The organism is Oligella sp. HMSC09E12 (genome assembly GCF_001808505.1).
GTDB lineage: Bacteria > Pseudomonadota > Gammaproteobacteria > Burkholderiales > Burkholderiaceae_B > Oligella > Oligella urethralis.
In genome coordinates this window covers 82,385-104,168 of the sequence record NZ_KV793587.1, presented here as the reverse complement: position 1 = coordinate 104,168, position 21,784 = coordinate 82,385, and the positions used below count along the sequence as shown (strand labels likewise).

The 21,784-nt window shown below is 46.2% G+C and carries 24 protein-coding genes; 5 read left to right on the top strand and 19 right to left on the bottom strand.

Annotated elements, in window-relative coordinates; genetic code table 11:
• Nucleotides 1-118: 118 nt before the first annotated feature.
• From sucD to HMPREF3179_RS07250, 8 genes are all read right to left on the bottom strand, one after another.
• Nucleotides 119-1,000, bottom strand: coding sequence for a succinate--CoA ligase subunit alpha (gene sucD, locus HMPREF3179_RS07285; RefSeq protein WP_036557119.1), 882 nt, complete (start codon nucleotides 998-1,000; stop codon nucleotides 119-121).
• 15 nt (nucleotides 1,001-1,015) lie between these two features.
• A complete protein-coding gene (gene sucC / locus HMPREF3179_RS07280; protein WP_036557122.1) occupies nucleotides 1,016-2,176 on the bottom strand; it encodes an ADP-forming succinate--CoA ligase subunit beta in 1,161 nt (386 codons plus the stop codon).
• Between the two features lie 66 nt (nucleotides 2,177-2,242).
• Nucleotides 2,243-2,779: a DUF2889 domain-containing protein gene (locus tag HMPREF3179_RS07275; RefSeq protein WP_036557124.1), complete on the bottom strand. Its 537-nt coding sequence runs from the start codon at nucleotides 2,777-2,779 to the stop codon at nucleotides 2,243-2,245.
• 164 nt (nucleotides 2,780-2,943) lie between these two features.
• Nucleotides 2,944-3,198: a hypothetical protein gene (locus HMPREF3179_RS07270; protein ID WP_070470392.1), complete on the bottom strand. Its 255-nt coding sequence runs from the start codon at nucleotides 3,196-3,198 to the stop codon at nucleotides 2,944-2,946.
• A gap of 1 nt (nucleotide 3,199) precedes the next feature.
• Entirely contained in the window at nucleotides 3,200-3,388 is a 189-nt protein-coding gene (locus tag HMPREF3179_RS07265) for a hypothetical protein (protein ID WP_070470390.1), read from the bottom strand.
• A complete protein-coding gene (locus HMPREF3179_RS07260) occupies nucleotides 3,385-4,248 on the bottom strand; it encodes a protein kinase domain-containing protein (protein ID WP_070470388.1) in 864 nt (287 codons plus the stop codon). Before HMPREF3179_RS07260 ends, HMPREF3179_RS07265 begins: the two co-directional genes overlap by 4 nt.
• Before the next feature lie 135 nt (nucleotides 4,249-4,383).
• Nucleotides 4,384-5,076: a DNA alkylation repair protein gene (locus HMPREF3179_RS07255; RefSeq protein WP_070470385.1), complete on the bottom strand. Its 693-nt coding sequence runs from the start codon at nucleotides 5,074-5,076 to the stop codon at nucleotides 4,384-4,386.
• A 10-nt stretch (nucleotides 5,077-5,086) separates the two neighbouring features.
• On the bottom strand, nucleotides 5,087-5,518 hold the full coding sequence (locus HMPREF3179_RS07250; RefSeq protein ID WP_070470503.1) for a YqaA family protein: 432 nt from the start codon (nucleotides 5,516-5,518) through the stop codon (nucleotides 5,087-5,089).
• A gap of 185 nt (nucleotides 5,519-5,703) precedes the next feature.
• On the opposite strand from HMPREF3179_RS07250, the gene crcB reads away from it, so the two are divergent.
• Complete coding sequence (crcB, locus tag HMPREF3179_RS07245; RefSeq protein ID WP_070470383.1) at nucleotides 5,704-6,084, top strand: fluoride efflux transporter CrcB; 381 nt, start codon at nucleotides 5,704-5,706, stop codon at nucleotides 6,082-6,084.
• Between the two features lie 22 nt (nucleotides 6,085-6,106).
• Here the strand turns inward: crcB and HMPREF3179_RS07240 are convergent, their stop codons facing one another.
• From HMPREF3179_RS07240 to HMPREF3179_RS07220, 5 genes are all read right to left on the bottom strand, one after another.
• Nucleotides 6,107-6,373, bottom strand: a complete 267-nt coding sequence (locus HMPREF3179_RS07240; protein ID WP_070470381.1) for a heavy-metal-associated domain-containing protein — start codon at nucleotides 6,371-6,373, stop codon at nucleotides 6,107-6,109.
• Nucleotides 6,366-6,770 carry a hypothetical protein gene (locus tag HMPREF3179_RS07235; protein WP_083290720.1) on the bottom strand — a complete coding sequence of 135 codons (405 nt, stop codon included), beginning with the start codon at nucleotides 6,768-6,770 and terminating at the stop codon, nucleotides 6,366-6,368. Before HMPREF3179_RS07235 ends, HMPREF3179_RS07240 begins: the two co-directional genes overlap by 8 nt.
• Nucleotides 6,745-7,848 carry a transglutaminase-like domain-containing protein gene (locus HMPREF3179_RS07230; RefSeq protein WP_180963781.1) on the bottom strand — a complete coding sequence of 368 codons (1,104 nt, stop codon included), beginning with the start codon at nucleotides 7,846-7,848 and terminating at the stop codon, nucleotides 6,745-6,747. The genes HMPREF3179_RS07235 and HMPREF3179_RS07230 overlap by 26 nt, the downstream gene beginning before the upstream one ends.
• Nucleotides 7,849-8,035: 187 nt before the next feature.
• Complete coding sequence (locus tag HMPREF3179_RS07225) at nucleotides 8,036-9,058, bottom strand: methionine synthase (RefSeq protein WP_070470378.1); 1,023 nt, start codon at nucleotides 9,056-9,058, stop codon at nucleotides 8,036-8,038.
• Between the two features lie 40 nt (nucleotides 9,059-9,098).
• Nucleotides 9,099-10,076 (bottom strand): DUF1852 domain-containing protein, encoded by a 978-nt coding sequence (locus tag HMPREF3179_RS07220; protein ID WP_018026350.1) that lies wholly within the window; start codon nucleotides 10,074-10,076, stop codon nucleotides 9,099-9,101.
• Nucleotides 10,077-10,212: 136 nt separating this feature from the next.
• Here HMPREF3179_RS07220 and HMPREF3179_RS07215 point away from each other — a divergent pair, with 136 nt between their 5' ends.
• Entirely contained in the window at nucleotides 10,213-11,124 is a 912-nt protein-coding gene (locus tag HMPREF3179_RS07215) for a LysR family transcriptional regulator (protein WP_036557171.1), read from the top strand.
• Nucleotides 11,125-11,183: 59 nt separating this feature from the next.
• Here HMPREF3179_RS07215 and HMPREF3179_RS07210 read toward each other — a convergent pair whose 3' ends face one another.
• From HMPREF3179_RS07210 to HMPREF3179_RS07195, 4 genes are all read right to left on the bottom strand, one after another.
• Nucleotides 11,184-11,948: an ABC transporter ATP-binding protein gene (locus tag HMPREF3179_RS07210; protein WP_036557174.1), complete on the bottom strand. Its 765-nt coding sequence runs from the start codon at nucleotides 11,946-11,948 to the stop codon at nucleotides 11,184-11,186.
• Nucleotides 11,941-13,830, bottom strand: a complete 1,890-nt coding sequence (locus HMPREF3179_RS07205; RefSeq protein ID WP_070470376.1) for a branched-chain amino acid ABC transporter ATP-binding protein/permease — start codon at nucleotides 13,828-13,830, stop codon at nucleotides 11,941-11,943. Before HMPREF3179_RS07205 ends, HMPREF3179_RS07210 begins: the two co-directional genes overlap by 8 nt.
• 1 nt (nucleotide 13,831) lies before the next feature.
• Entirely contained in the window at nucleotides 13,832-14,878 is a 1,047-nt protein-coding gene (locus HMPREF3179_RS07200; protein WP_070470374.1) for a branched-chain amino acid ABC transporter permease, read from the bottom strand.
• 183 nt (nucleotides 14,879-15,061) lie between these two features.
• Entirely contained in the window at nucleotides 15,062-16,231 is a 1,170-nt protein-coding gene (locus HMPREF3179_RS07195) for an ABC transporter substrate-binding protein (protein WP_070470372.1), read from the bottom strand.
• Nucleotides 16,232-16,456: 225 nt separating this feature from the next.
• On the opposite strand from HMPREF3179_RS07195, the gene HMPREF3179_RS07190 reads away from it, so the two are divergent.
• The 3 genes from HMPREF3179_RS07190 (at nucleotide 16,457) to HMPREF3179_RS07180 (ending at nucleotide 18,249) form a co-directional block, all read left to right on the top strand.
• Nucleotides 16,457-17,002 carry a septation protein A gene (locus HMPREF3179_RS07190; protein WP_018026344.1) on the top strand — a complete coding sequence of 182 codons (546 nt, stop codon included), beginning with the start codon at nucleotides 16,457-16,459 and terminating at the stop codon, nucleotides 17,000-17,002.
• 88 nt (nucleotides 17,003-17,090) lie between these two features.
• Nucleotides 17,091-17,381 (top strand): BolA family protein, encoded by a 291-nt coding sequence (locus HMPREF3179_RS07185; RefSeq protein WP_018026343.1) that lies wholly within the window; start codon nucleotides 17,091-17,093, stop codon nucleotides 17,379-17,381.
• Between the two features lie 49 nt (nucleotides 17,382-17,430).
• On the top strand, nucleotides 17,431-18,249 hold the full coding sequence (locus tag HMPREF3179_RS07180; protein ID WP_018026342.1) for a peptidylprolyl isomerase: 819 nt from the start codon (nucleotides 17,431-17,433) through the stop codon (nucleotides 18,247-18,249).
• A gap of 111 nt (nucleotides 18,250-18,360) precedes the next feature.
• Here HMPREF3179_RS07180 and ligA read toward each other — a convergent pair whose 3' ends face one another.
• Both ligA and HMPREF3179_RS07170 read right to left on the bottom strand, forming a co-directional pair.
• On the bottom strand, nucleotides 18,361-20,430 hold the full coding sequence (gene ligA, locus HMPREF3179_RS07175; protein WP_083290719.1) for an NAD-dependent DNA ligase LigA: 2,070 nt from the start codon (nucleotides 20,428-20,430) through the stop codon (nucleotides 18,361-18,363).
• Nucleotides 20,431-20,516: 86 nt separating this feature from the next.
• Entirely contained in the window at nucleotides 20,517-21,752 is a 1,236-nt protein-coding gene (locus tag HMPREF3179_RS07170) for a cell division protein ZipA C-terminal FtsZ-binding domain-containing protein (RefSeq protein ID WP_018026340.1), read from the bottom strand.
• Nucleotides 21,753-21,784: the final 32 nt, after the last annotated feature.

Below are 21,784 nucleotides of genomic sequence, written 5' to 3'. Positions count from 1 at the left end.
GGAGCGAAAATTATAACGTATGCAGCTGTTGCTTGCCCTTATAAAAGCAGTAAATTGTCATAAAAAAACCCTAGTCACCGACCAAGCGACTAGGGTTAACATAGCTGATAGGATTAAATTAAAGAATCGATTTCAATAATTTACCCATTTCAGACGGGTTGCGCGTGGTTTTAATACCGCACTCTTCCATCACGGCTAATTTCGCATCGGCAGTATCATCACCACCAGAAATTAAGGCACCGGCGTGACCCATACGCTTACCTGCAGGTGCAGTCACCCCAGCAATAAAGCCAACAATAGGCTTAGTCATATTGTCTTTTGCCCAACGTGCGGCTTCAACCTCATCCGGACCACCGATTTCACCGATCATCACAACCGCATCCGTCTCAGGGTCATCGTTGAACATTTTTAATACGTCAATATGCTTTAGACCATTGATCGGGTCACCACCAATACCAACGGCAGCGGACTGGCCTAGACCAAGTTCAGTTAACTGAGCCACTGCTTCATAAGTTAAGGTGCCGGAACGGCTCACCACCCCAATGCGACCTTTGCGATGAATATGCGCAGGCATAATACCGATTTTCAACTCCTCAGGAACAATTAAGCCCGGGCAGTTAGGACCTAATAACAGCGTTTTGCTGTTTAAAGCACGCATTTTATTGCGAACTTCCAACATATCCCGCACAGGAATACCCTCGGTAATACAAATCACTAAGTCTAGCTCAGCCTCAACCGCCTCTAAAATCGCAGCTGCTGCGCCCGCAGGTGGTACATAAATCACGGAGACAGTGGCACCGGTTTCAGCCTTAGCATCTTTTACCGTACCAAAAATAGGGATACCCTCAAAATCCTCGCCCACGCGCTTAGGGTTCACACCAGCGACATAGGCCTCACGACCATTAGCATACTCACGGCTATGGCGAGTGTGATATTGACCCGTCTTACCGGTAATCCCTTGAGTGATCACCTTAGTATCTTTATTAATTAAAATTGACATTTGTAATCCTCTATCTTATTTGGCGGCTTCTACAACCTTGGTTGCGGCTTCAGCCATGGTATCAGCACTAATAATTGGCAAACCGGAATCAGCAAGAATTTGCTTACCTAACTCCTCGTTGGTACCCTTCATGCGCACTACTAAAGGCACATTTAAGTTAACCGCACGACAAGCAGCAACCACCCCTTCAGCAATCACATCACAACGCATAATACCACCAAAGATATTCACTAGAATGGCTTTAACATCGTCATTTTTTAACATGATTTTAAAAGCTTCGGTCACTTTTTCAGCGGTTGCGCCACCGCCAACGTCGAGGAAGTTAGCAGGCTCACCACCAAAGAGCTTAATGGTATCCATGGTCGCCATCGCTAGACCAGCACCATTTACCAAACAACCAATATTACCGTCTAATTGAATATAGGCTAAATCGAACTTGCTGGCTTCAATCTCAGCTGGATCCTCTTCGTCTAGGTCACGATAAGCCACAATCTCAGGCTGACGGAATAAAGCATTCGAGTCAAAGTTAAACTTCGCATCCAAGGCACGAATATGACCGTCACCCGTTAGGATAAGCGGGTTAATCTCGGCCAAAGAAGCGTCAGTCTCACAATACGCTTGGTACAGTTTTTGGAACTGATCCACTGCTTCTGCAATCGAGGCTTCAGGCACACCAATACCGCGTGCTAATTTCTCAGCATCCTCTGCCGTCAAACCAGTGGCAGGATCCACAAACACCTTAAGTAGCTTTTCAGGGGTTTTGGCCGCTACTTCTTCAATGTCCATACCGCCTTCGCTAGAAGCCATGACCGCATTTTTCTGAGTACCACGGTCAGTGACGATACCTAGGTAATACTCCTTTTTGATATCAGCACCCTCTTCGATAAGCAGACGCTTCACCTTGCGACCCTCAGGGCCGGTTTGATGAGTAACTAACTGCATACCGAGGATTTCGGAAGCGAGTTGACGCACCTCATCCACTGATTTAGCTAATTTTACACCGCCGCCCTTACCACGACCGCCGGCATGAATCTGTGCTTTTACAACCCAAACCGGACCGCCAAGCTCCTCAGCTGCCTTGACAGCCTCTTCTACTGTAAAAGCCGGAATACCGCGAGGTACATTAACACCGAACTTTCTTAATAGTTCCTTACCTTGATACTCATGAATATTCATAGATGACCTATAAGAAATAATTGAAAAAACTTTATTCTAAAAATAAAGTGCGTGATTTACAACTAATTAATCTACCGTTGGCACATACCATTGAGGATAAAACTCCTTTACAACGGGTGATCCTAAGGCATAGGCATGACAGCCCTCTAGCTGAAACGGACGTCGACCGCTATCAACCGCATCATTGATACGTTTGCGTGATAAGCTTTGAACAAAAACAGTTGGAATCAGCACCGCTAACTCGCTCATATGCGTACAGCCCTGTGTTTTAGCAAACTGCTCACGCACCTTGTGCCGAAAGCCCTTTAGTAAATGGAGCCCAATCAGCCGCTGATACGATTCCTCAATGGCGCGACAAACATCACCATAGGGTGCCGCATCATAGGAAACCCCGGCATCAACAATCAAACCCTCGTCATTCACCGTCAAGCAGATATTTAAATCATGAACTGGATCGCCCGCCTTTTTGATTGAACCATCCGATTTTGTAAAATCATAGCTTTTGAAATCAACTAATTTGGCTTCAATATCCCAAAGACCATCACTTCGCTCATAAGACTCAATGCTCATTTGGCGCGTATGAATTTTTTTACGTTCGACCACGTTGCCTCAACTATCTATTTATCATTTTTGCCCATGTGATTATAACTGAAAAGCTTCGCACAATGTGTTTGAATGGAGCGCCGATAAGCTCAGTGACAGCATCATATCACTACCGCTCCTGCATGGCTTAGCTTGTCCGGTTCATCGACAAGCCAATGCGCATTTTAAATACTCTCGACACTGCTAGACCTAAAGCCATACAGCGCTCTCACCCGCTTTGATAAAAAGAAATAACACAAAAATGCAGCTCTAATGAGCAGATAAAGCAGCACTGGCGCACCGGCAGCAGATAAGCCCAACAAGGTCAGGATAATATTTGCTAATTCAAAGGCCCACACCATATAAATCGTCGCTGCTGTTTTAACCCCCAGTAGGCGATACACCAGAAAAAAATGAATCAAGGCTGTTAAAAATAACAAACTAATCAGTAAAGTAAAACCTGCGGGCGCCCTCGGAGAGATTTTTAAGACCAATCAAGGCAAATAAAAACGCCCCTACCCCAGTGATAACTGCACTCACACAATAGAGACTTATCCAAACACCGAGTTTTTGCGTATGCTCTTCCATCGACTTCTCAAAAAAACGTAAACTGCGCGCTAAACCACTCACTTAAGTGCGGCCAAGTACTCGCTAAAACAGGGATCGTGAGGATCTTTGTATAAATCTCGGCGAATTTCTGCCGGATCCTGATAGCGCGCTGTTGGATCAGGGTGCATGGCTTTGCGAATGATGTAGCGCGTGGAATCGTATAAGTCCACATGAAAATCCACTAAACTCTGCTTTTGTCTAAATAAGGCCTCTTCGAATGGTATCGCTTGCATCGCAGGCGCATTCATCTCCTTACTAAAGGGTGCATGACCATGCAATAAATAATAATAAATCGCTGCCGCTGAATATAGGTCCGTACTCTCATGCCGTTGCTTGTGCAGCATTTCCGGAGCGATAAAAAACATCTCATCCGGCGTATAGTCAATATCCTTAGCACCACTGGAACTAAAATTCGCTAACACGGGCAAAAAGGCATTGGAAGCTAGATTCAGGATGATGTTTTTAGGCAAAATACGATAATGATCCACGGCGGGATGTAAACGTCGCAAATAAATCAAGGCATTGATAATGCCTAAAAAGACATTATAAGCACCGATAAATGAGAGCATCTCCTGCCGTTCAGTGCGCTCGAAAAGACTATCGCCATTAACATAATCTAAAATAGCATAGGAATAATCGCTGCCATTCACTCGGACTTGCCCGACGCTATCCAGCTTGACCACATGCGGGCTATCCAAGCGTTCAAGCACCGAGAGTTCAGTATTTGCCTCCTTTAAAAAAAGCTTTAATACCTTGGCCTCAAAGGCCGGATTACGCACGCGGTAAGTTTGAGCATAGTCATTAATCGATATCAAGGATTTGACCTTATACTGCTGATCAATGAGCTCATCCTCTTTGAAAAAATAATTTGCTGATCTCATGACGTTTCCCCTTTGGCCGTTAATTAAATCTAGTTTAACTTTAACAAATTCTCGCTACTGCCGCTTAGCCCTTGGCTATTATTAGTAGTTGCCATAGGCCACATCTAATCAGTTATGAGCAAGACCTCCGGCTGATTACTTTCTGGGCGCTTGCTTTAAACTCAGTAAGTAGTCTTTTTGAGCGGCTGTAATGCGATAACTTTCTCGGGCTTTTTGTATGGTTTTATTATGCACCCAAGGGGCTAATCGTTGCTCCTCAATCAAGCCAATGGTCGATGCCCATTGCTTAGCTAAGGCTGTGGCAAAAAACCAGGCGATGGCCATATTGACATAGTATTCATCAGAGCACATAGCCATAGGAATGGCTAAATAGGTCGGCTTAAAATCCTCATCCAGAAAATGACGCATTAGCATAGTGATTGCAAAGCGTCTTTGATAGCCATGCGCTGCGACTGACCAGCGACGGATAGGTAGCAACAGCTCGGACCGATGCTCCTTAAACACCATGGGCGATAGCGTATCACAGACAGCCCAATTATCGATAAAGGGTAAAAAGCGCTCCACTGCCGCTAGACATTCCTCAAACACCCGCATTTCCGATAGCAAAATGGCATGCAGCATATCTTCATCATAGTATGAATGCGGTAGCGCTCCTAGGAACGACTCTGATGCTTCCTGACTCAGCGACTTGGCTAAACGTCGTAATTGCGGTAAGCGGACCCCGATAATTCGTTCTGGCGCTAAGGTCGGCACGAGTTGGCGCTGAAATTCGGCATAACTGCTATCCCGCAGCTCAAATAAGCGGTTTTGAATACTAACGATAGACATTGTGATACTCCTAAGCTTGGGCATAGACATAGGCTAAACTGATCAGAACGTAGCGCCCGCCCTTTGCCAAGCTGACGAGGATTAAAAAACGATAGAATCGCTCTCGCAGCACCCCGGCAACAAAGGTGATGGGATCACCAATGATCGGCAACCAGGAAAATAATAATATCCAAGACCCGTAGCGTTGATAATAGCCTTGCGCTTGTACTAAACGCTGTTCTGACACCGGAAACCACGAACGCTCCTTAAAACGCTCAAGCTGCGTACCCAACCCCCAGTTCAGTACCGAACCCAAGACATTACCCACCGTAGCAAACAGCACCAATAGCATGGCCGATTGTTGCGATAAGTGCAGCATGCCCAATAACACCGCTTCCGACTGTGCCGGCAAGAGCGTGGCGGCAATAAAGCCTGTCGCAAACACAATAAAATAATTTAACACGGGCAATTCAATTTTTTTAATCTGCGTTACAAGGTTGACTTCCTCCCCTCCCTAAAGGGATGGGATTCCTGCTTCCAGACGGCCAAGCCCGACCGCAAGAATGTTCCGACTGGCGATAAAGTCGGCTAAAATCCTTGACTAAGCTACGGTATTTTCAATGACTACAACAATAGGCAGAAGAAGCGATGTATCTATCAATATTAGCCGTTGGTATCGGTGCCATGCTTGGGGCATGGCTGCGTTGGGGCCTCAGTCTACAATTAAACCACTACCTTGCCAATGTGGCTTTGGGCACCTTAGTCGTCAATTGGATCGGCGGCTTTATCATCGGCTTTGCCGTGTCTTTTTTTGCCAATAGCACGCTTAGCGTTAACTATAAACTCTTTCTGATTACCGGCTTTTGTGGTGCGCTCACCACCTTTTCTACCTTTTCAATGGAAATCGTCACCCTACTACAAAGCGGCAAAATCGCCTATGCCCTGCTTAGTATCGCCCTACACCTGCTCGGCTCCTTGCTTTTTACACTCTTGGGAATTTGGGCATATCAAATCAGCCTTGGACAGTAAAGCCATCCCTGGCGGGCCATCGTTACTCCTCTACAAAAACACCTTCATAACCGGTGGTAGCAATCGCTTCCAACAGGCTCTCGCGCGTTACCTCCTCATGGGCTTCGACCCTTGCCATCTTATCGCTAAGACTTGCTTTGACCGCATTAACCCCTACTACCTTAAGCAGGGCTTTGCGCACCATGGCAGTACACAGTGGACAATGCATACCCTCCACCTTGATCACGTAACTTTGCTCGGCACCGTTAATACTAAGGGCCGCTAAAATGCTCAATAACACTTTACTCATATGAATACCATAACCCCAAAATTTCAGGGTAAAACAATAACAACATCAAGCCTAAAAACACCAGCACGATAAAACACAGACTGCGCAGCGTCAGGCGATGCCTTAAGGCGCATTGCTTTCTGAAAAATCGAGCCCATACATACACTGCAAAGCTCAATAAGGCTAAGCCACTTAAGATAGGTCTCAATGCTTCTAGTGAAGTGAATACAGCGACTAAACCAAAAGAACTGCCAAATAGCAAAAACAATAGCGCAGGGAGACAACAAAAAGTCGCCCCCACAGCACTAATAAAAGCGCCTAATAACCAGAGCTTAGCTGGTTTATCAGGCTCTTTTTGAGTTGGCTGAAGCGTCGCCGTATCAGTTGTTTGCTTAGAGCTCAACTGATTTGTACTCATAAGCAAACTCTTTGGGCGAGTAGTAGTCTTGCACATTATCATCCACTTCGGCATAGGGATAACCGAAGTTATTCAGCGGATGCTCAGCAGGCATCGGCTTTAAGGCAAAGTCACGGCCCCAGTTATAGGCAATCCAGCACATTTCCCAATTACCGAATAGGTAGTCGCGCAACTGAACAATTTTACTATCATCATTACTGAGCTTTTCAGCTAAACGCACCTTGGTTACATCGCCCGGATCGCATGGAATCCAACCATAGCCTTTTAAGTAAAACTCGGCACGACAATGTTGAGCACCGGTAATATTAGCAACACCGTCCTTACCACTACCCATGGCTGGACTAAAACGACTCTCACCTACACGGATACCAAACACCTCACGACTAGCAATACCGACACTACGACATAAGGCCACAAAGACTGAACTAATATCAGTACACTTACCATATAACTTACCCGATTCGAGTAAGGCCTTGGCATCACCCACACCACAACCGACGATACTCTCATCACGGGTCATGTTATTACATACCCACGTATAAATTGCTTTGGCACGCTCTAAATCACCCTTAATCCCTTTGGTGATTTCTTCTGCCTTTTCCTTAACAATGCCATCAATTTGGATATGTCTGGTCGGCTCTAAGTACTCAGCCAATTCGGCCGGCAAAGCTAAGCTATCGTCGTAATTCACCTTGGAAAAATCAGTGTTACGCTCTTGCGTGGTGATGGTAAACACACTACTAATGGATGCGGGATGCTCGCTAAACTGAGCAAACAGCGTTGGAATCTCAAAATCACTTTGTACCAACTCATCATAATTACCGCTATGTTGAATTAAGCTTTTTAACTGCTGATATTCGCTATTAAGCGGAAGTGGAACCCAAAGTTTAGAAACTTTACCCGCTTCCTGTAATTGATGATTTAATGTCACTTCAAAAGTACGCTCTTTTTCATTAACTCGAGCAACCGGCGCCGCATCCGATTTGGTAGTGGCAGCAAAAGCTAAATTAGGCAATAACATCGCGCTGCTGGCAGCACCGACCTTAAAAAAATCGCGTCTTTTTATGTTTGAAATCATAATGATGTCCTCTATGGAATTAAGCAAACTTGCTATTAAAGGATCGAGCGCTGCAAGCAGAGCTCAGCACAACCATTCGTTAGCAACTCGAATCATTGGCAAGGGCTATGTTAACACTCCCACCAGGCATAAGAAAAGCCCGCACAGGGCGGGCTAATTAAATTAAAGCGTGTAGCTATGCAGCTGCTTACAGCTCATTACGAACAATGGCTGCACCAGCACTGAGCGCACGCAACTTGGCATTTGCCACCTCACGCGATAATGGCGCCATGCCACAGTTAGTGCATGGGTAAAGATTTTCTGCATCCACGAATTGCATGGCCTTTCTTAGGGTAGCAGCTACCTCTTCCGGTGTTTCAATGACATTAGTCGCCACATCAATCGCTCCTACCATCACTTTTTTGCCACGAATCAATTCCAACAAATCCATTGGCACATGCGAGTTATGACATTCTAAGGAAATAAGATCAATCGTCGATTGCTGCAATTTAGGGAAAAACTCCTCGTATTGACGCCATTCGGAACCAAGCGTTTTTTTCCAATCCGTATTGGCCTTAATGCCATAACCATAGCAAATATGCACTGCCGTCTCACAGTTTAAGCCTTCAATGGCACGCTCTAGGGTTGCAATCCCCCAGTCGTTCACATCATCAAAGAAGACGTTAAAGGCTGGCTCATCAAATTGAATAATATCCACCCCGGCGGCTTCTAATTCCTTAGCCTCTTGATTCAGGATCTTGGCAAATTCCCAGGCCAATTTCTCGCGACTCTGATAATGCGCATCATATAAGGTATCGATCATGGTCATAGGACCCGGTAAAGCCCATTTAATCGGCTGCTGAGTGTGTTGACGTAAAAACTTTGCCGCTTCCACAAATACAGGTTTAGAACGGGCAACCTCACCAATCACCGTGGGCACACTGGCATCATAACGGTCACGGATACGGACGGTTTCACGCTTTTCAAAATCGACCCCATCAAGATGCTCAATAAATGTCGTCACAAAATGTTGGCGTGTTTGCTCACCGTCACTGATGATATCAATGCCGGCCACTTCCTGCTCTTTTAAGGTGAGGAGTAAGGCATCGCGCTTAGCCGCTGCTAATTCATCGCCCGCTAGCTTCCAGGGCGACCAGAGTTTTTCCGGCTCGGCCAACCAAGAAGGTTTGGGAAGACTACCGGCAGTTGAGGTGGATAATAACTTTTTCATAATAAACAACCTAAATGCTACTACTTTTATTCAATGATCATTAAACAGCGTATTCAGCCGTCCACTGCGACAAGGTCTCTTGATATGGTTTGATAAAGTACTCTTCGGTAAACTTACCTTGTTGAATCGCTAATTGCGTACGTTCAACGCGATCATATACCACTTGGGTAAGGGAGTAATTATCGTTGGTCAAGCTAGGTTGATAGATCTTCGTCGCCACCGCATTTGCGTTATAAATCTCGGGACGGTAAATTTTTTGGAAAGTTTCCATCGTACTGATAGTACTAATCAACTCTAGATTTGAATAATCACTCAACAAATCCCCTGAAAAATAAAAGGCAAATGGCGCCACGCTGCCCTTAGGCATAAAGTAACGTACGGTTAAACCCATTTTGGCAAAGTACTGATCGGTTAAGGAAAACTCATCTTGCAAGTACTCTACCCCAAGGATGGGGTGCACATTATCCGTGCGACGATAGGTCCTGGTATTAGCCACGCTCAAACAGATCACCGGCTGCTTTTTAAAATTGTCTTTATAAGCTTTGGAGTTTAAAAAAGCCTTAAATAAATTACCGTGTAACTCACCATAAGCGTCAGGCACACTAAAGCCCTCTTTATTTTTGTTATGTTCGGGTAAGAGCACACTAAAATCATAATCTCGCACATAAGAAGAGAAGTTATTACCCACAATGCCCGGTATGCGTTGATTCGTCTGATGATCAACCACGGTGGTTGCTAAGACCTCAATCAATGGGAACACCTTACCATCACCTTCAATATCCACTTCCGCTGAAATAATATCTAACTCAAGCGAATAACGATCGCCCTGAGGATTATCCCAATCTGCCAAACTATTAAAACGACGATTAATCATCTCAATGGCATTACGTAAATTCTGTTGACGGTGCTCGCCTCTGGCTAAATTAGCAAAGTTCGTGGTTAGTCGCGTCTCGCTGGAGGGTAAATAATTTTCATCAAAGCGGATACGATGAATGTGAAACTCAAATTCTTTACTCATTGCTATCAAATCCTAAATCAAATATGTTTGTATCACCAAAATGCTATGGCGATTTTTCATGAAGTTATTGTAGCCACGACATCACATGAAGTAAAATGGTATATTCTTATACATCCATGAATTTTACTCATAGCAAATGATCGAACGTATTCATCTAGCCATTGTGCAGCAAGTTGAGGCACAAGGTTCACTGACCGCCGCAGCGGAAGTGCTGCATGTGACTCAATCCGCCTTAAGTCACAGCATGAAAAAGCTGGAGCAATTACTAGGTACTGAAATTTGGCGCCGCGAGGGCCGTAACTTGCAATTAACCCAAGCAGGTCAGCATTTATTAGCGGTCGCAAATCGTGTATTACCCCAACTGGAACTGGCCGAAGAGAGGTTGCAGCAATTTGCCCACGGCAAGCGCGGCTCGCTACGCATTGGCATGGAATGTCACCCCTGCTACCAATGGCTCCTTAAAATCGTTTCACCCTACCTTAAGGCGTGGCCAAATGTTGATCTGGACGTAAAGCAGAAGTTTCAATTTGGTGGTATCGCCGGTCTCTTTAATTATGAAATTGATTTACTGGTCACCCCCGATCCGCTGTATCGACCCGGGCTACAGTTTGAGCCGGTGTTTGATTATGAGCAGGTATTGGTCGTGGCTAAAGATCACCCACTCGCCAAGCACGACTTTATTGAGCCTCAACAGTTAATCGCTGAAACCTTGATTAGCTATCCGGTGGACATTGAGCGCTTAGATATTTTTAAACAGTTTTTAATCCCTGCAGGCGTTGCTCCCAGACGCCATCGTACGATTGAAACCACCGATATTATGCTGCAAATGGTTGCCAGCGAGCGTGGGGTCACGGCCCTACCTAAATGGTTAGTAGAAGAATATGCAGAAGAGCTACCAATCAAAGCCATTCGTTTAGGGGAGCATGGCATTCCCAAACAGATCCATTTAGGTACGCGTGAGAGCGACACCGTCTTGGATTACATCAAGGCCTTTTTTGAGCTCGCTAGAAAACCCGCCACGGTGGCTTGGCAACAACAGAATCAATGAGGGTGAGTGCTCAACAGGCAAACAAAACCCCGTCTATCAGCAAATAAACGGGGCTAACTTTATATTGCTGCTTTTTGGCTGCTACCTAAGCCTAAATAGCTTTCGATCACACCAGGATGATGCAACAACTCAGATGCCGGTCCACTGAGACTTAAACGCCCCATTTCCAATACATAGGCGTAATCCGCAATCTGCAAGGCGGCACGCGCATTTTGCTCAACCAGCAAAATGGAGGTGCCCTGCTCTCTGAGATACTGAATCATCTGGAAAATTTCCCGCACAATCAAGGGCGCCAAGCCTAAGCTCGGTTCATCCAGCAGCAATAAGCTAGGATTGGTCATTAAGGCGCGTCCTAAAGCCAACATTTGTCGCTCACCGCCAGATAAGGTACCGGCGTATTGCTTACGCCGCTCTTTTAAGCGTGGGAAGAGCTCATAAATGTCCTTGAGCTTGTATTGACGCTCACCATCCTTGTCCGAGCGGAATCTAAAGGCGCCTAAGATGAGATTATCCTCAACCGTCATGGAGCTAAATAGCTCGCGTGTTTCCGGCACCAAACTGAGGCCACGCCCGACCCGTCGCTCAACCTCCAGCGCTGAGATATTTTCTCCCAAATAATTAACCACGCCGGTACTGCGCGCATTCGTTGGTAAATTACCCATCAGGGCATTCATCAAACTGGTTTTACCAGCACCATTGACCCCGATCACGGTAACAATTTGACTAGGGTGCATTTTTAGACTGACCTCTTCAACCGCCTGCACCTGCCCATAGTAAACGGAGATATTCTGCGCATCTAATAATAATTCTGAAGAATTACTCATCTGCCACGCCTCCTAAATAGGCTTCCAAGACGGCTGGATTCGTTTGCACCTGTGCCGGTGTCCCTTCAGCAATTTGCGTACCGAAATCCATCACCACCAGATGGTTAGTTAAACGCATTACAAAATCCATATCATGTTCAACTAATAAAATGCTCATCCCTTGATCACGCAAAGCACATAAGACCGTCGCTAATTCCTCTTTTTCCTTATAGCGTAAGCCCGCTGCTGGCTCGTCCAATAATAATAAACTTGGATCCAGACAGAGTGCGCGCGCAATTTCCACGATACGCTGCTGCCCTAGTGACAAGCCCCCCACGGGCAATAAGGCGTAGTCCTCTAGCCCGACACGACGTAATTGCTTCATCGCCTCATCCAATAGCTGATGCTCGGATTCACTTTCTAAGTGCAAGGCCCCACGAATCGCACCGCTACTGGCACGTAAGTGAGCACCTAGGGCAACGTTTTCGACCACACTGATATCGGGCAATAACTGCACATGTTGAAACGTTCTCGCCACGCCTAACTCGGCAATACGGTGCGCCGGCCAATTGGATATATCCTGACCTTTGAACAAAACCTGACCGGAAGTCAAGGCTAAGACCCCAGTAAGTAAATTAAACGTGGTACTTTTACCAGCACCATTTGGACCAATTAAGCCCATAATTTCACCAGCTTTAATATCAAAACTGATGTTATTAACCGCAACTAGCCCGCCAAATTCCTTACGAATATCGCGCACCTGCAAGATCGCTTGCTCCATAGCAAGCGGCTGAGATTGCTTCTCAGGGCGTGGTGCTAAAGGGGTAACTGGCTTTTCTAAGCGTAAGCGCTCAACCCCATAGGCTAAACGCGTACTGCCACCCTCTGCCTGCGTCTCCGTCTGACGTGCATCCTTGATTCGTCTAAACCACTGCACTAGCAAAGGAATTAGACCATTACGGGCGTATTGCAGGATGAGCACCATCATCACGCCAAAAAACACCATCTCGACATTGATATTACTACCAATGACTTTAGGCGCAATATTTTGAATTTGATCGCGCAGAATCAAGATCATGGCGGCACCAAAAATAGCGCCCCATAAACTACCAAATCCACCGATAATGGCCATAAACAAATATTCAATACCGTAGTTCAGACCAAAAGTGCTGGGACTCACCGCCCGCTGCTCGTGGGCATATAGCCAACCGGCCAAACCAGCTAAGAGCGCAGCATAGACAAAAGCCAGCATCTTGTAATGATGGGTTTTAACACCAAAGGAACGAGCCATTAACTCACCGCGATTTAAGGCGCGGATGGCGCGACCAGTACGTGAGTTTAAAAGATTCTGACTGAGCCACAAAGCCACTAAGACGCAGAACCAAATCAAATAAAAATTATTCCTTGCCGGTTGCAGTGAAATACCGAAAATATGAATTGGTGGCACGCCTGGCAAACCGTCATGACGCCCCAAAAAGCTCATATTACCGAATAAATAATAAAATACCAGGCACAGCGCAATCGTACTTAAAGGTAAAAAATGACCCGATAAACGCAGCGTCAATTGCCCTAACATCCATGCCACCACACCCGTGATTAGAAGGCCAACCGCCAATCCTAAAAAGGGTGAATAGCCCAGGCTCACCGTCATATACGCCGTGGCATAGGCACCCATACCGACAAAGGCGGCTTGACCAAAAGAAGTCATGCCAGCGGACCCGGTCAAAATCACTAAACCAAAGACCACCAAAGCCGAAATCCCGATACTGTTCATCTGATTAATCCAGAACTCCGGCACAAACGATAACTGTGGCAAGATCAGTAAAAACAGAATAAACAGCAACACCAAAGGATTAAACCTGCGTAGCTTAGTGTTTGTATGAGAAGGTTTTAATTGCTCCATCTTATTCCTCCTCATCATGCTTTTGAATGGTTAATGAACGAATTAACAACACGGGTAAAATCAGGGTGAACACAATTACTTCTTTATAGTCACTTGCCCAGAAGGTACTAAAGGCCTCAATCACGCCCACCGCAACGGCCGCCACCGCCGCAATTGGATAGCTCACTAAACCACCGATAATGGCACCAACAAAGCCTTTTAGACCAATCATAAAACCGGTTTCATAGGTAATCGTAATAAATGAGACCAATAAAATACCAGACACCACACCAATTAGCGCCGTAATCCAAAAGCTGATATAACCAGCTAAGCCAGTACTGATACCCATCAAACGCGCCCCTTTACGATTCACTGCCGTCGCGCGTAAGGCCTTACCATAGATGGTTTTTTCAAAGAAAATATACAAGGCAATAATAATAAACACGGTCATGGCAATCACAAACAGACTTTGATAGCTCCACGACAGACCAAAAAACTCGACTGTGCCGTCGAAAAACGGCTCAGAGACACGCCATCCCTCAGCGCCAAAAAAGACCAAGCCCAAGCCCACAAAAGCAAAGTGCAAGGCAATGGAAATAATTAGCAACAGTAAGCCTGGTGCCTCTGATACCGGTTTAAACACTAAACGATAAACCATGGGGCCAAGCGGCACAATCAACAACAGTGTCAATAAGGCCTTTAACCAGATGGAGGGTTGCGTCGCTAAAAAAGGTGGCACTAACAAAGCCAAGGCAAAGGGTAATAATAGATAAAGCAAGGCTGCTTTTAAAAGCTGCAGCGCTGAACAGGCACGCTTGATTAAAAAGCGATACAGCTCCATCAAGAAAATCAGTGTACCGAATACTGGCAAGAGCCAGATAGTGGCAGGCGTTTGACCATTCACCATAATGGCAAAAGTCAAGGCACCAAAAGAAACAAACTCACCTTGAGCAATAAAAATAATTCGTGTCACGGCAAACACGAGTACCAAGGCCACAGCCATCAGGGCGTAGATGACCCCGGTTACCAAACCATCCTGCATCAGGATTTTGGCGATTTCCCAATTCATATTTGTACTAGTCTAACAGTTGCTGCTTATCAAAGCGGTAAACTTAAATCAACTCCGCTTCGGAGCTCGATTATATCTATACTTGAAAAGTTTTTTTAAGACGTTGATGAGTAACAATTCAAGCAAACACTTGTGAATGTGCCGGACCACACGCAGTCCGGCCAATCACATTTAAGGTCTCATTTACTCTAAATCAGGATCATATACCCACTTACCATCCTGAACTTTGACCAAGACACGAGCACGCTCGTCAAGACCGGTATGATCCTCTTTAGAGGTGTTATACACGCCATGCACACCGATGACCTCTTGGTGATTTTCTAAGGCATCACGTAGGGCAGCACGAAACTCCTCAGTACCAGGCTTGGCACCAGTATTTATGGCTTGAGGAATGGCAGAATTAATCAAAATCGAGGCATCCCACATATGCGCACCAAAGCTATTCATGGAATTTTCACCAAATTTAGCATTATAGAGCTTGGCGTATTCTACACCACCGGCTTTAGAGGGATGTGAGTCGTCTAACTGCTCAGCCACCACCACCGGTCCAACCGGTAATACCACGCCCTCACATGCCTTAGCACACACACGTAAAAAGTCGCCATTTGCCGAGCCATGGGTATGATAAGTTATTCCCTTATAGCCACGCTGGATTAATTCACGCTGTGGTAAAGCGCCTGGCGTACCTGCGGTACCAACTAAAATCGCATCTGGTTTTGCTGAGATCAGCTTCATCACCTGACCGGTGACGCTGGTATCATTACGCGCAAAGCTCTCTTTGGCCACTACCTTAATATCGGAGCCCTCTAAAGCACGTTCCAACTCGGCTAACCAACCGGTGCCATAGGCGTCCGCAAAGCCAATATAGCCGACTGTCTTAACACCGCGTTTTTCCATATTTTTACGAATTGCAGCGGCCATTAAAGCGTCATTTTGTGGGGTTTTAAAGGCCCAAATCTTGGCGCCCTCTTGCGGCTCAACCACCACGGCATTACCCGCTAAACTGATCACGGGCACCTTCATCTCAGCACCAACGTCTACCATCCCAAGTGAGCCAGGTGTAACAGTGCTACCCACCATCACATCGACATTTTGCTCACTAATCAACTTACGCATATTACGCACGGCTTGAGAAGTGTCGGTCGCATCATCTAATACGAAGTAGCGGAGCTCCACCTCACCCACCTTAGTCGGTAGAAGTTCAACTGTATTGCGCTCATGAATACCGAGAGAAGCTGCTGGGCCAGTAGCCGACACTGACACCCCGATATTGACCGTTTGCGCCATCACTGAGCCGGCAGCTAATAAAGACGCCACCAGTAGAGCGGGTTTGCTGAGTTTAAAAGTCCCCATGTATACTCCGTTTAATGCTTGGTTTTTGTTAATAAAGTGTTAAGTTTAACAGAAAGCCTTTGCTCCATAATAAAAGCCCGAAGGCTATTTGCAAAGAAAGTAGCATTTAACACCTCGTTGCCAAGACTTATTGTAAAAATCAAGCTAAAACTCAGCCGTAGCTAGCGTTATGAGCAGCGCAGTCTGATACACTATGAGGCTTGACAAAAACTAGCCATCGCCCTTATGAATAAAATTATTTTTGATTTCCTGCCACTTATCCTCTTTTTTGTCGCCCTGAAACTCGGTGATATTTATATCGCAACCAAGGTAGCAATGGCAGCGACCGTATTGCAAATTATCTGGTTAAAAGTTAAACGGCAAAGGATCGAAGCCAGTCATTGGCTAAATTTAATTGTGATTGTGTTATTTGGCGGCTTAACCATTTATTTACAGGATGAGAATTTTATTAAGTGGAAGCCCACCGTGCTTTATTGGATCTTTGCTTTGATTATTGCGGGTGCGCTGCTCATCAGTAATAACAATCTAATTAAACGCTTGATGGGTACTCAAATCACCCTACCCGAACCCGTATGGACAAAATTAGCCTATAGCTGGTCGGCATTTTTTGCACTCATGGGTATACTTAATTTATTTGTGGCTTTTTCCGGTTATTTTACGATTGATCAATGGGCTACCTTTAAAGTATTTGGCTTGACCATATTATTAATTGTCTTTGTGATCGGGCAGTCCTTAGTACTGGCCAAGTATATGCGAGACGAGGAGCAGTAGCGCTAGCCTACTGCTTTAAGCTTAATTTATTATGTTAATGAACTTTTAAGGCCTTGGGCTGTCCATTGATATACATTTGGAGTTTGAGATGAATGAGCAAATACATTCGAGTTTAGCTGAGGAGCGCGTCGAGATGATTCGTCAGCGCTTAGCCGTATTAGAGCCAATTGAGTTAGAGGTTAGTAATGACTCACATCTACATGCTCAGCATGCCGGTAATCGCGATGGTGCCAATCACTTTACGGTGACCATGCGCTCAGCCAAATTTGATGGCATCACTCGGGTTCAGCGCCAACGTCTAGTCTACGCTGAGCTACAGGATCTGATGCCTTTCCCCATTCATGCCTTAGCGCTAAAGCTAGTTGGCAGCAACGATTAATACACGCACTCAAGTTTATTTTTTATTTTTAACCATCACTAGGAGTTCTATGAAACGCTTTATTTTAGCGGCAGCAGTCGCCTTAGCCTTTCCAGCCTATGCACAAAACGCCGCCACGGTAAATGGTCAACCCATTCCGCAAGCGGAAATCGACACCATGATCAAAGCCATGAGCGCTCGCGGCATGGAGGATACACCTGAAAACCGCAAACTGATCTTAGACCAATTAATTACGGGTGAGGTGTTATCGCAAGAGGCTGTCAAACAAGGCTTAGACAAGGACGAGCAAACGCGCCTATTGATTGAAAACTCACGCAAGGAGATTTTGATTAACTCCCTTATTGCCAAGTGGATGGAAGATCATAATCCCTCTGAGGCAGATATTAATAAAGCCTATGATGAGCTCGTTGCCGACAGCAAAAATACCAAAGAGTACAATATCCGCCACATTCTACTCAAAGAAGAAAAAGAGGCGCAGGAATTACTGAAAAAAATCAAGGATAAGAAAATTGATTTTGCCACCGCTGCCAAGGAAAATTCCATTGATCATGGTTCAGGCAAGGAAGGCGGTGATCTAGGTTGGGCTGAAGCACAAAACTTCGTACCTGAGTTTGCCGATGCCGTGGTTGCAGCCAAGCCTAAAGAAATTGTGGCGGAACCCGTTAAAAGTCAGTTCGGATGGCACATTATTGAGGTCTTAGACGAGCGTAGTGTAGAGCCTCCTACCAAGGATGAAGCAACCCCTGGCTTAAAGCAAATGATTCAACAACAGCAGCTACAAGCCTATGTTGAAGAGCTACGCAAAGCGGCCACCGTGGTTGAATCAAACGATGACGGTCAAAAAGAGGAAGCAGCTAAAAAGAAGTAGTGACTAGCTAATCCTTGCTCTGATTGTAGTAGTCAGGTAGTCAACATGCCTCCCCAGGTTACGATATACATTGGTGGAGGCATGTTGCATTTTAAGCCGCTGCTGCTCGCACTAAAACCCTAATAGCGCCTTTAAAGCATCCTCATCCAAGATCGTCACGCCCAGCTCTTCGGCACGGCGCAACTTACTACCAGCATCTGCTCCGGCTACCACGTAGTCAGTTTTTTTAGACACCGAAGAAGTCACTTTAGCGCCGGCTTGGCGTAGCAATTCCGCCGCTTCATCGCGGGTCCAATGACTTAAGGCACCCGTTAAGACAAAGGTTTTACCTAGCACCGCTTGATTCGGCGATGACGCTGAAGCAGCATCCGCAGTGCCTGTTGCGGCCACCCCTGAGCGCAGCTCATACACCGGATTCAAGCCCAATTCAGCTAATTCATGAATCACCTGTTGATTATGCTCCTCAGCAAAAAAATGCTGAATTGACTCGGCAATCGCCGGACCCACATCCTCAACCGCTTGCAATTCCTCACGGCTCGCCTGAGCTAAGGCCGTGATACTGCCAAAATGCGTGGCTAAGTCACGCGCCGTGGTCTCACCCACATGGCGTATGCCCAAGGCATAAATAAAATTAGCTAATTTGACCCCTTTACTCTTTTCAATGGCATCCATCAGGTTTTGTGCAGATTTAGGCCCCATGCGCTCTAAACTAGCGACTGATGCTGCTGTTAAACGATATAAGTCGGCTAATGACTTAACCATCTCTTTTTCAACTAATAGCTCGGCCAGTTTATCGCCTAAACCCTCAATATCAAGCGCTTTGCGACTGGCGGCGTGAATCAGACTTTGCACTCGCTGCGCTCGGCAAAATAACCCCCCAGTACAACGCCATACCGCTTCTCCTGGTAAACGCTCAATGCTAGAGTGACACACCGGGCATGCCTGAACCATGGTAAAGGGCTGCGCATCTTCAGGTCGTAAATCCAAAACCGGCGCCAATACTTCAGGAATCACATCCCCTGCTCTTCTGACAATCACCGTATCACCAATCCGAATATCCTTACGGCGAATCTCATCTTCATTATGCAAGGTGGCATTGGTGACAGTCACGCCCCCTACAAACACCGGTTTTAACCTGGCCACCGGTGTCAGGGCACCAGTACGTCCGACCTGAATATCAATGCCCTCCAACAGCGTCTGCATTTCTTCTGCAGGAAACTTATGCGCTAAGGCAAAGCGCGGCGCCCGTGATACAAAACCGAGCGCTTCCTGTAAGGCTAAACGATTCACCTTATACACTACCCCATCAATATCAAAGGGCAGCGCGGCACGCTTGGCTTCAATCCCTTGATAAAAATCGAGTAGCCCCGCTACCCCCTTGACCACAGCTCGCTCTGGTGAAATAGCAAAACCAAAATCACGAAATCGCTCCAACATCCCGGATTGCGTCTGGGCTAAGGCCACAGTACTTTCAAGCTGACCCCAGCCATAAGCATAAAAACGTAAATGACGGCTGCGCGTAACTTTAGAGTCTAATTGACGCAAGCTACCGGCAGCCGCATTACGCGGATTCACAAAAGGCTTAATGCCAAGTTTTTCCTGTGCCTCATTCAGCTTATGAAAATCAGCTTTATGCATTAAAACCTCACCACGCACCTCCAACACCTCGGGTATCTCATCACCAGTGAGCATTAAAGGAATACTGCGAATTGTGCGAATATTTTCGGTCACATCCTCACCTTGCATGCCATCGCCACGCGTGGTGCCTTGGATCAAGCGACCTTTTTCATAGCGTAAATTAATCGCTAAACCGTCAAACTTCAACTCCGCTAAATACTCAATTTCCTCACCTGCCATCAGCAAATGTTGCGCTCGTAGTCTATCGCTAGCCCGCCGATTAAAAGCAACTATATCACCGTCATTAAAACCATTATTTAAGGAGAGCATTGGCACCGCATGGGTGACCGTTTCAAACATCGTGAGAGGCGCTGCTCCCACCCGTTGAGACGGTGATTCAGGCTTAATCCACTCCGGGTGCTCAGCCTCAATGGCCAATACACGCTGCACTAAACTATCATATTGTGCATCGGAAATCGTTGGTGCATCCTTGACATGATACGCATAATCATGCGCCATAATCTCTTGATACAGCTGCTCTAATTCTTGTTGTAACTCTGACATAGCCATAAAATTTAATTAAAAAAGCCGCAGTCAAGGAATAACCGCGGCCATCATATTTAACAAATGCCCTAATGCGCTTTATCAGCCTAGGAGAAAACTCGACGCGCACGCTCAGAGCCGGCGCTCAGACCTACCTCATCAAGCTTTTGATAGATCTCATAAATTTGCTCATCCACTGCCGCCACTAAATCATCACGCTCAAGCGGTTGATTTTGATCATCGACAATACTTGCGCGCAATAAGCCGGCGAGGTCACGTGCCGCCCCCACCATTTTGCCAAAGGCATGGCGATCAGCTGGGCTATTAGGCACATCCAATAACAGCTCAAGACGCTCAACGCTAGCAGACTCTACCTGACTCAGTGCAAGACCATCAAACAACATATAAAAACACACCTGGCCCTGATTATTTAACCACGCCAAGGTTTGTCTATAGTCTACAAAACCTCGCTTACGAGCAATTTCCGCCACCGACTTAAGCGGCTGCGGTCCCTCAAGTAATAAGCTTAATCCCACCTGGGCATCTAAGGAAGCGCACATATCATCTAAGCCCAAGGCATGTTGTTCGAGATCCTTGAAGCTAGGAGCCTCTAAATCGGCATCAAACTGCTGAGCCATCTCATCAGCGATCATCATTGCTGCGGACCAATGCACATCCTGTAAAGGACCTAAACGGTTCGACATCAAGACCGCCAGTTGCAAGGCGACATAAGGCACATCTGGACGAATCACTGCGTGACACATACCGTCTTCTGTTTCTGCAAAATAGCGAATTGCCTTATCATCAGCAGTGGGAAAACGCAGCGCCTGCTCAATAATGGTTCGACCTAGTAGCGGACGCTCAAAACGTAAATCCACCACTGCTTCCGTCATTGGATCAGGCCCCGTCTCACTCATCTCGGCGATCGCCGAAGCTCGCGCTTGCTGTGAACTAGCAGAAGGTGCAGGGGCTGAAGCAGTATGCTCTACCGCTGAGCCTCTCTGCTCACCAGCCGCTGTCGGCATCTCAGCCAGCTGCGGCTCAACATCCGCTCCAGTTGCAGCAGTACCAAAGGATACGGTAGGACCCTCATCCTCAGCAGCCTGCATCGCACCTAGACTAGGACCATCTCGCTCGCTACTAAGTACGTGAGGGGTGGATTGAAACGGTGCTTTAGGATTAGCAAAACCCTCTTGACCATCCAATAAAGGGTCGGAGTCACTTTGATTAAAATGACGATTTAAACGCTTTTGTGCCTGCTGATCCTGCCACCAATTATAAAGTAACACCAGACCAATAATGACGAGGCCGATGACAATCAGCGTAATTTGCAAACTATTCATGCGTCAACCTTAAAAATCCTATCGAAATCCTA

Coding starts and splice junctions, on each gene's coding strand:
- crcB (WP_070470383.1), top strand. CDS start 5,704: ATGTATCTATCAATATTAGCCGTTGGTATCGGTGCCATGCTTGGGGCA.
- sucC (WP_036557122.1), bottom strand. CDS start 2,176: ATGAATATTCATGAGTATCAAGGTAAGGAACTATTAAGAAAGTTCGGT.
- HMPREF3179_RS07200 (WP_070470374.1), bottom strand. CDS start 14,878: ATGAATTGGGAAATCGCCAAAATCCTGATGCAGGATGGTTTGGTAACC.
- HMPREF3179_RS07260 (WP_070470388.1), bottom strand. CDS start 4,248: ATGAGATCAGCAAATTATTTTTTCAAAGAGGATGAGCTCATTGATCAG.
- HMPREF3179_RS07215 (WP_036557171.1), top strand. CDS start 10,213: ATGATCGAACGTATTCATCTAGCCATTGTGCAGCAAGTTGAGGCACAA.
- HMPREF3179_RS07185 (WP_018026343.1), top strand. CDS start 17,091: ATGAATGAGCAAATACATTCGAGTTTAGCTGAGGAGCGCGTCGAGATG.
- sucD (WP_036557119.1), bottom strand. CDS start 1,000: ATGTCAATTTTAATTAATAAAGATACTAAGGTGATCACTCAAGGGATT.
- HMPREF3179_RS07230 (WP_180963781.1), bottom strand. CDS start 7,848: ATGATTTCAAACATAAAAAGACGCGATTTTTTTAAGGTCGGTGCTGCC.
- HMPREF3179_RS07210 (WP_036557174.1), bottom strand. CDS start 11,948: ATGAGTAATTCTTCAGAATTATTATTAGATGCGCAGAATATCTCCGTT.
- ligA (WP_083290719.1), bottom strand. CDS start 20,430: ATGTCAGAGTTACAACAAGAATTAGAGCAGCTGTATCAAGAGATTATG.
- HMPREF3179_RS07170 (WP_018026340.1), bottom strand. CDS start 21,752: ATGAATAGTTTGCAAATTACGCTGATTGTCATCGGCCTCGTCATTATT.
- HMPREF3179_RS07255 (WP_070470385.1), bottom strand. CDS start 5,076: ATGTCTATCGTTAGTATTCAAAACCGCTTATTTGAGCTGCGGGATAGC.
- HMPREF3179_RS07225 (WP_070470378.1), bottom strand. CDS start 9,058: ATGAAAAAGTTATTATCCACCTCAACTGCCGGTAGTCTTCCCAAACCT.
- HMPREF3179_RS07235 (WP_083290720.1), bottom strand. CDS start 6,770: ATGAGTACAAATCAGTTGAGCTCTAAGCAAACAACTGATACGGCGACG.
- HMPREF3179_RS07195 (WP_070470372.1), bottom strand. CDS start 16,231: ATGGGGACTTTTAAACTCAGCAAACCCGCTCTACTGGTGGCGTCTTTA.
- HMPREF3179_RS07180 (WP_018026342.1), top strand. CDS start 17,431: ATGAAACGCTTTATTTTAGCGGCAGCAGTCGCCTTAGCCTTTCCAGCC.
- HMPREF3179_RS07190 (WP_018026344.1), top strand. CDS start 16,457: ATGAATAAAATTATTTTTGATTTCCTGCCACTTATCCTCTTTTTTGTC.
- HMPREF3179_RS07240 (WP_070470381.1), bottom strand. CDS start 6,373: ATGAGTAAAGTGTTATTGAGCATTTTAGCGGCCCTTAGTATTAACGGT.
- HMPREF3179_RS07220 (WP_018026350.1), bottom strand. CDS start 10,076: ATGAGTAAAGAATTTGAGTTTCACATTCATCGTATCCGCTTTGATGAA.
- HMPREF3179_RS07205 (WP_070470376.1), bottom strand. CDS start 13,830: ATGGAGCAATTAAAACCTTCTCATACAAACACTAAGCTACGCAGGTTT.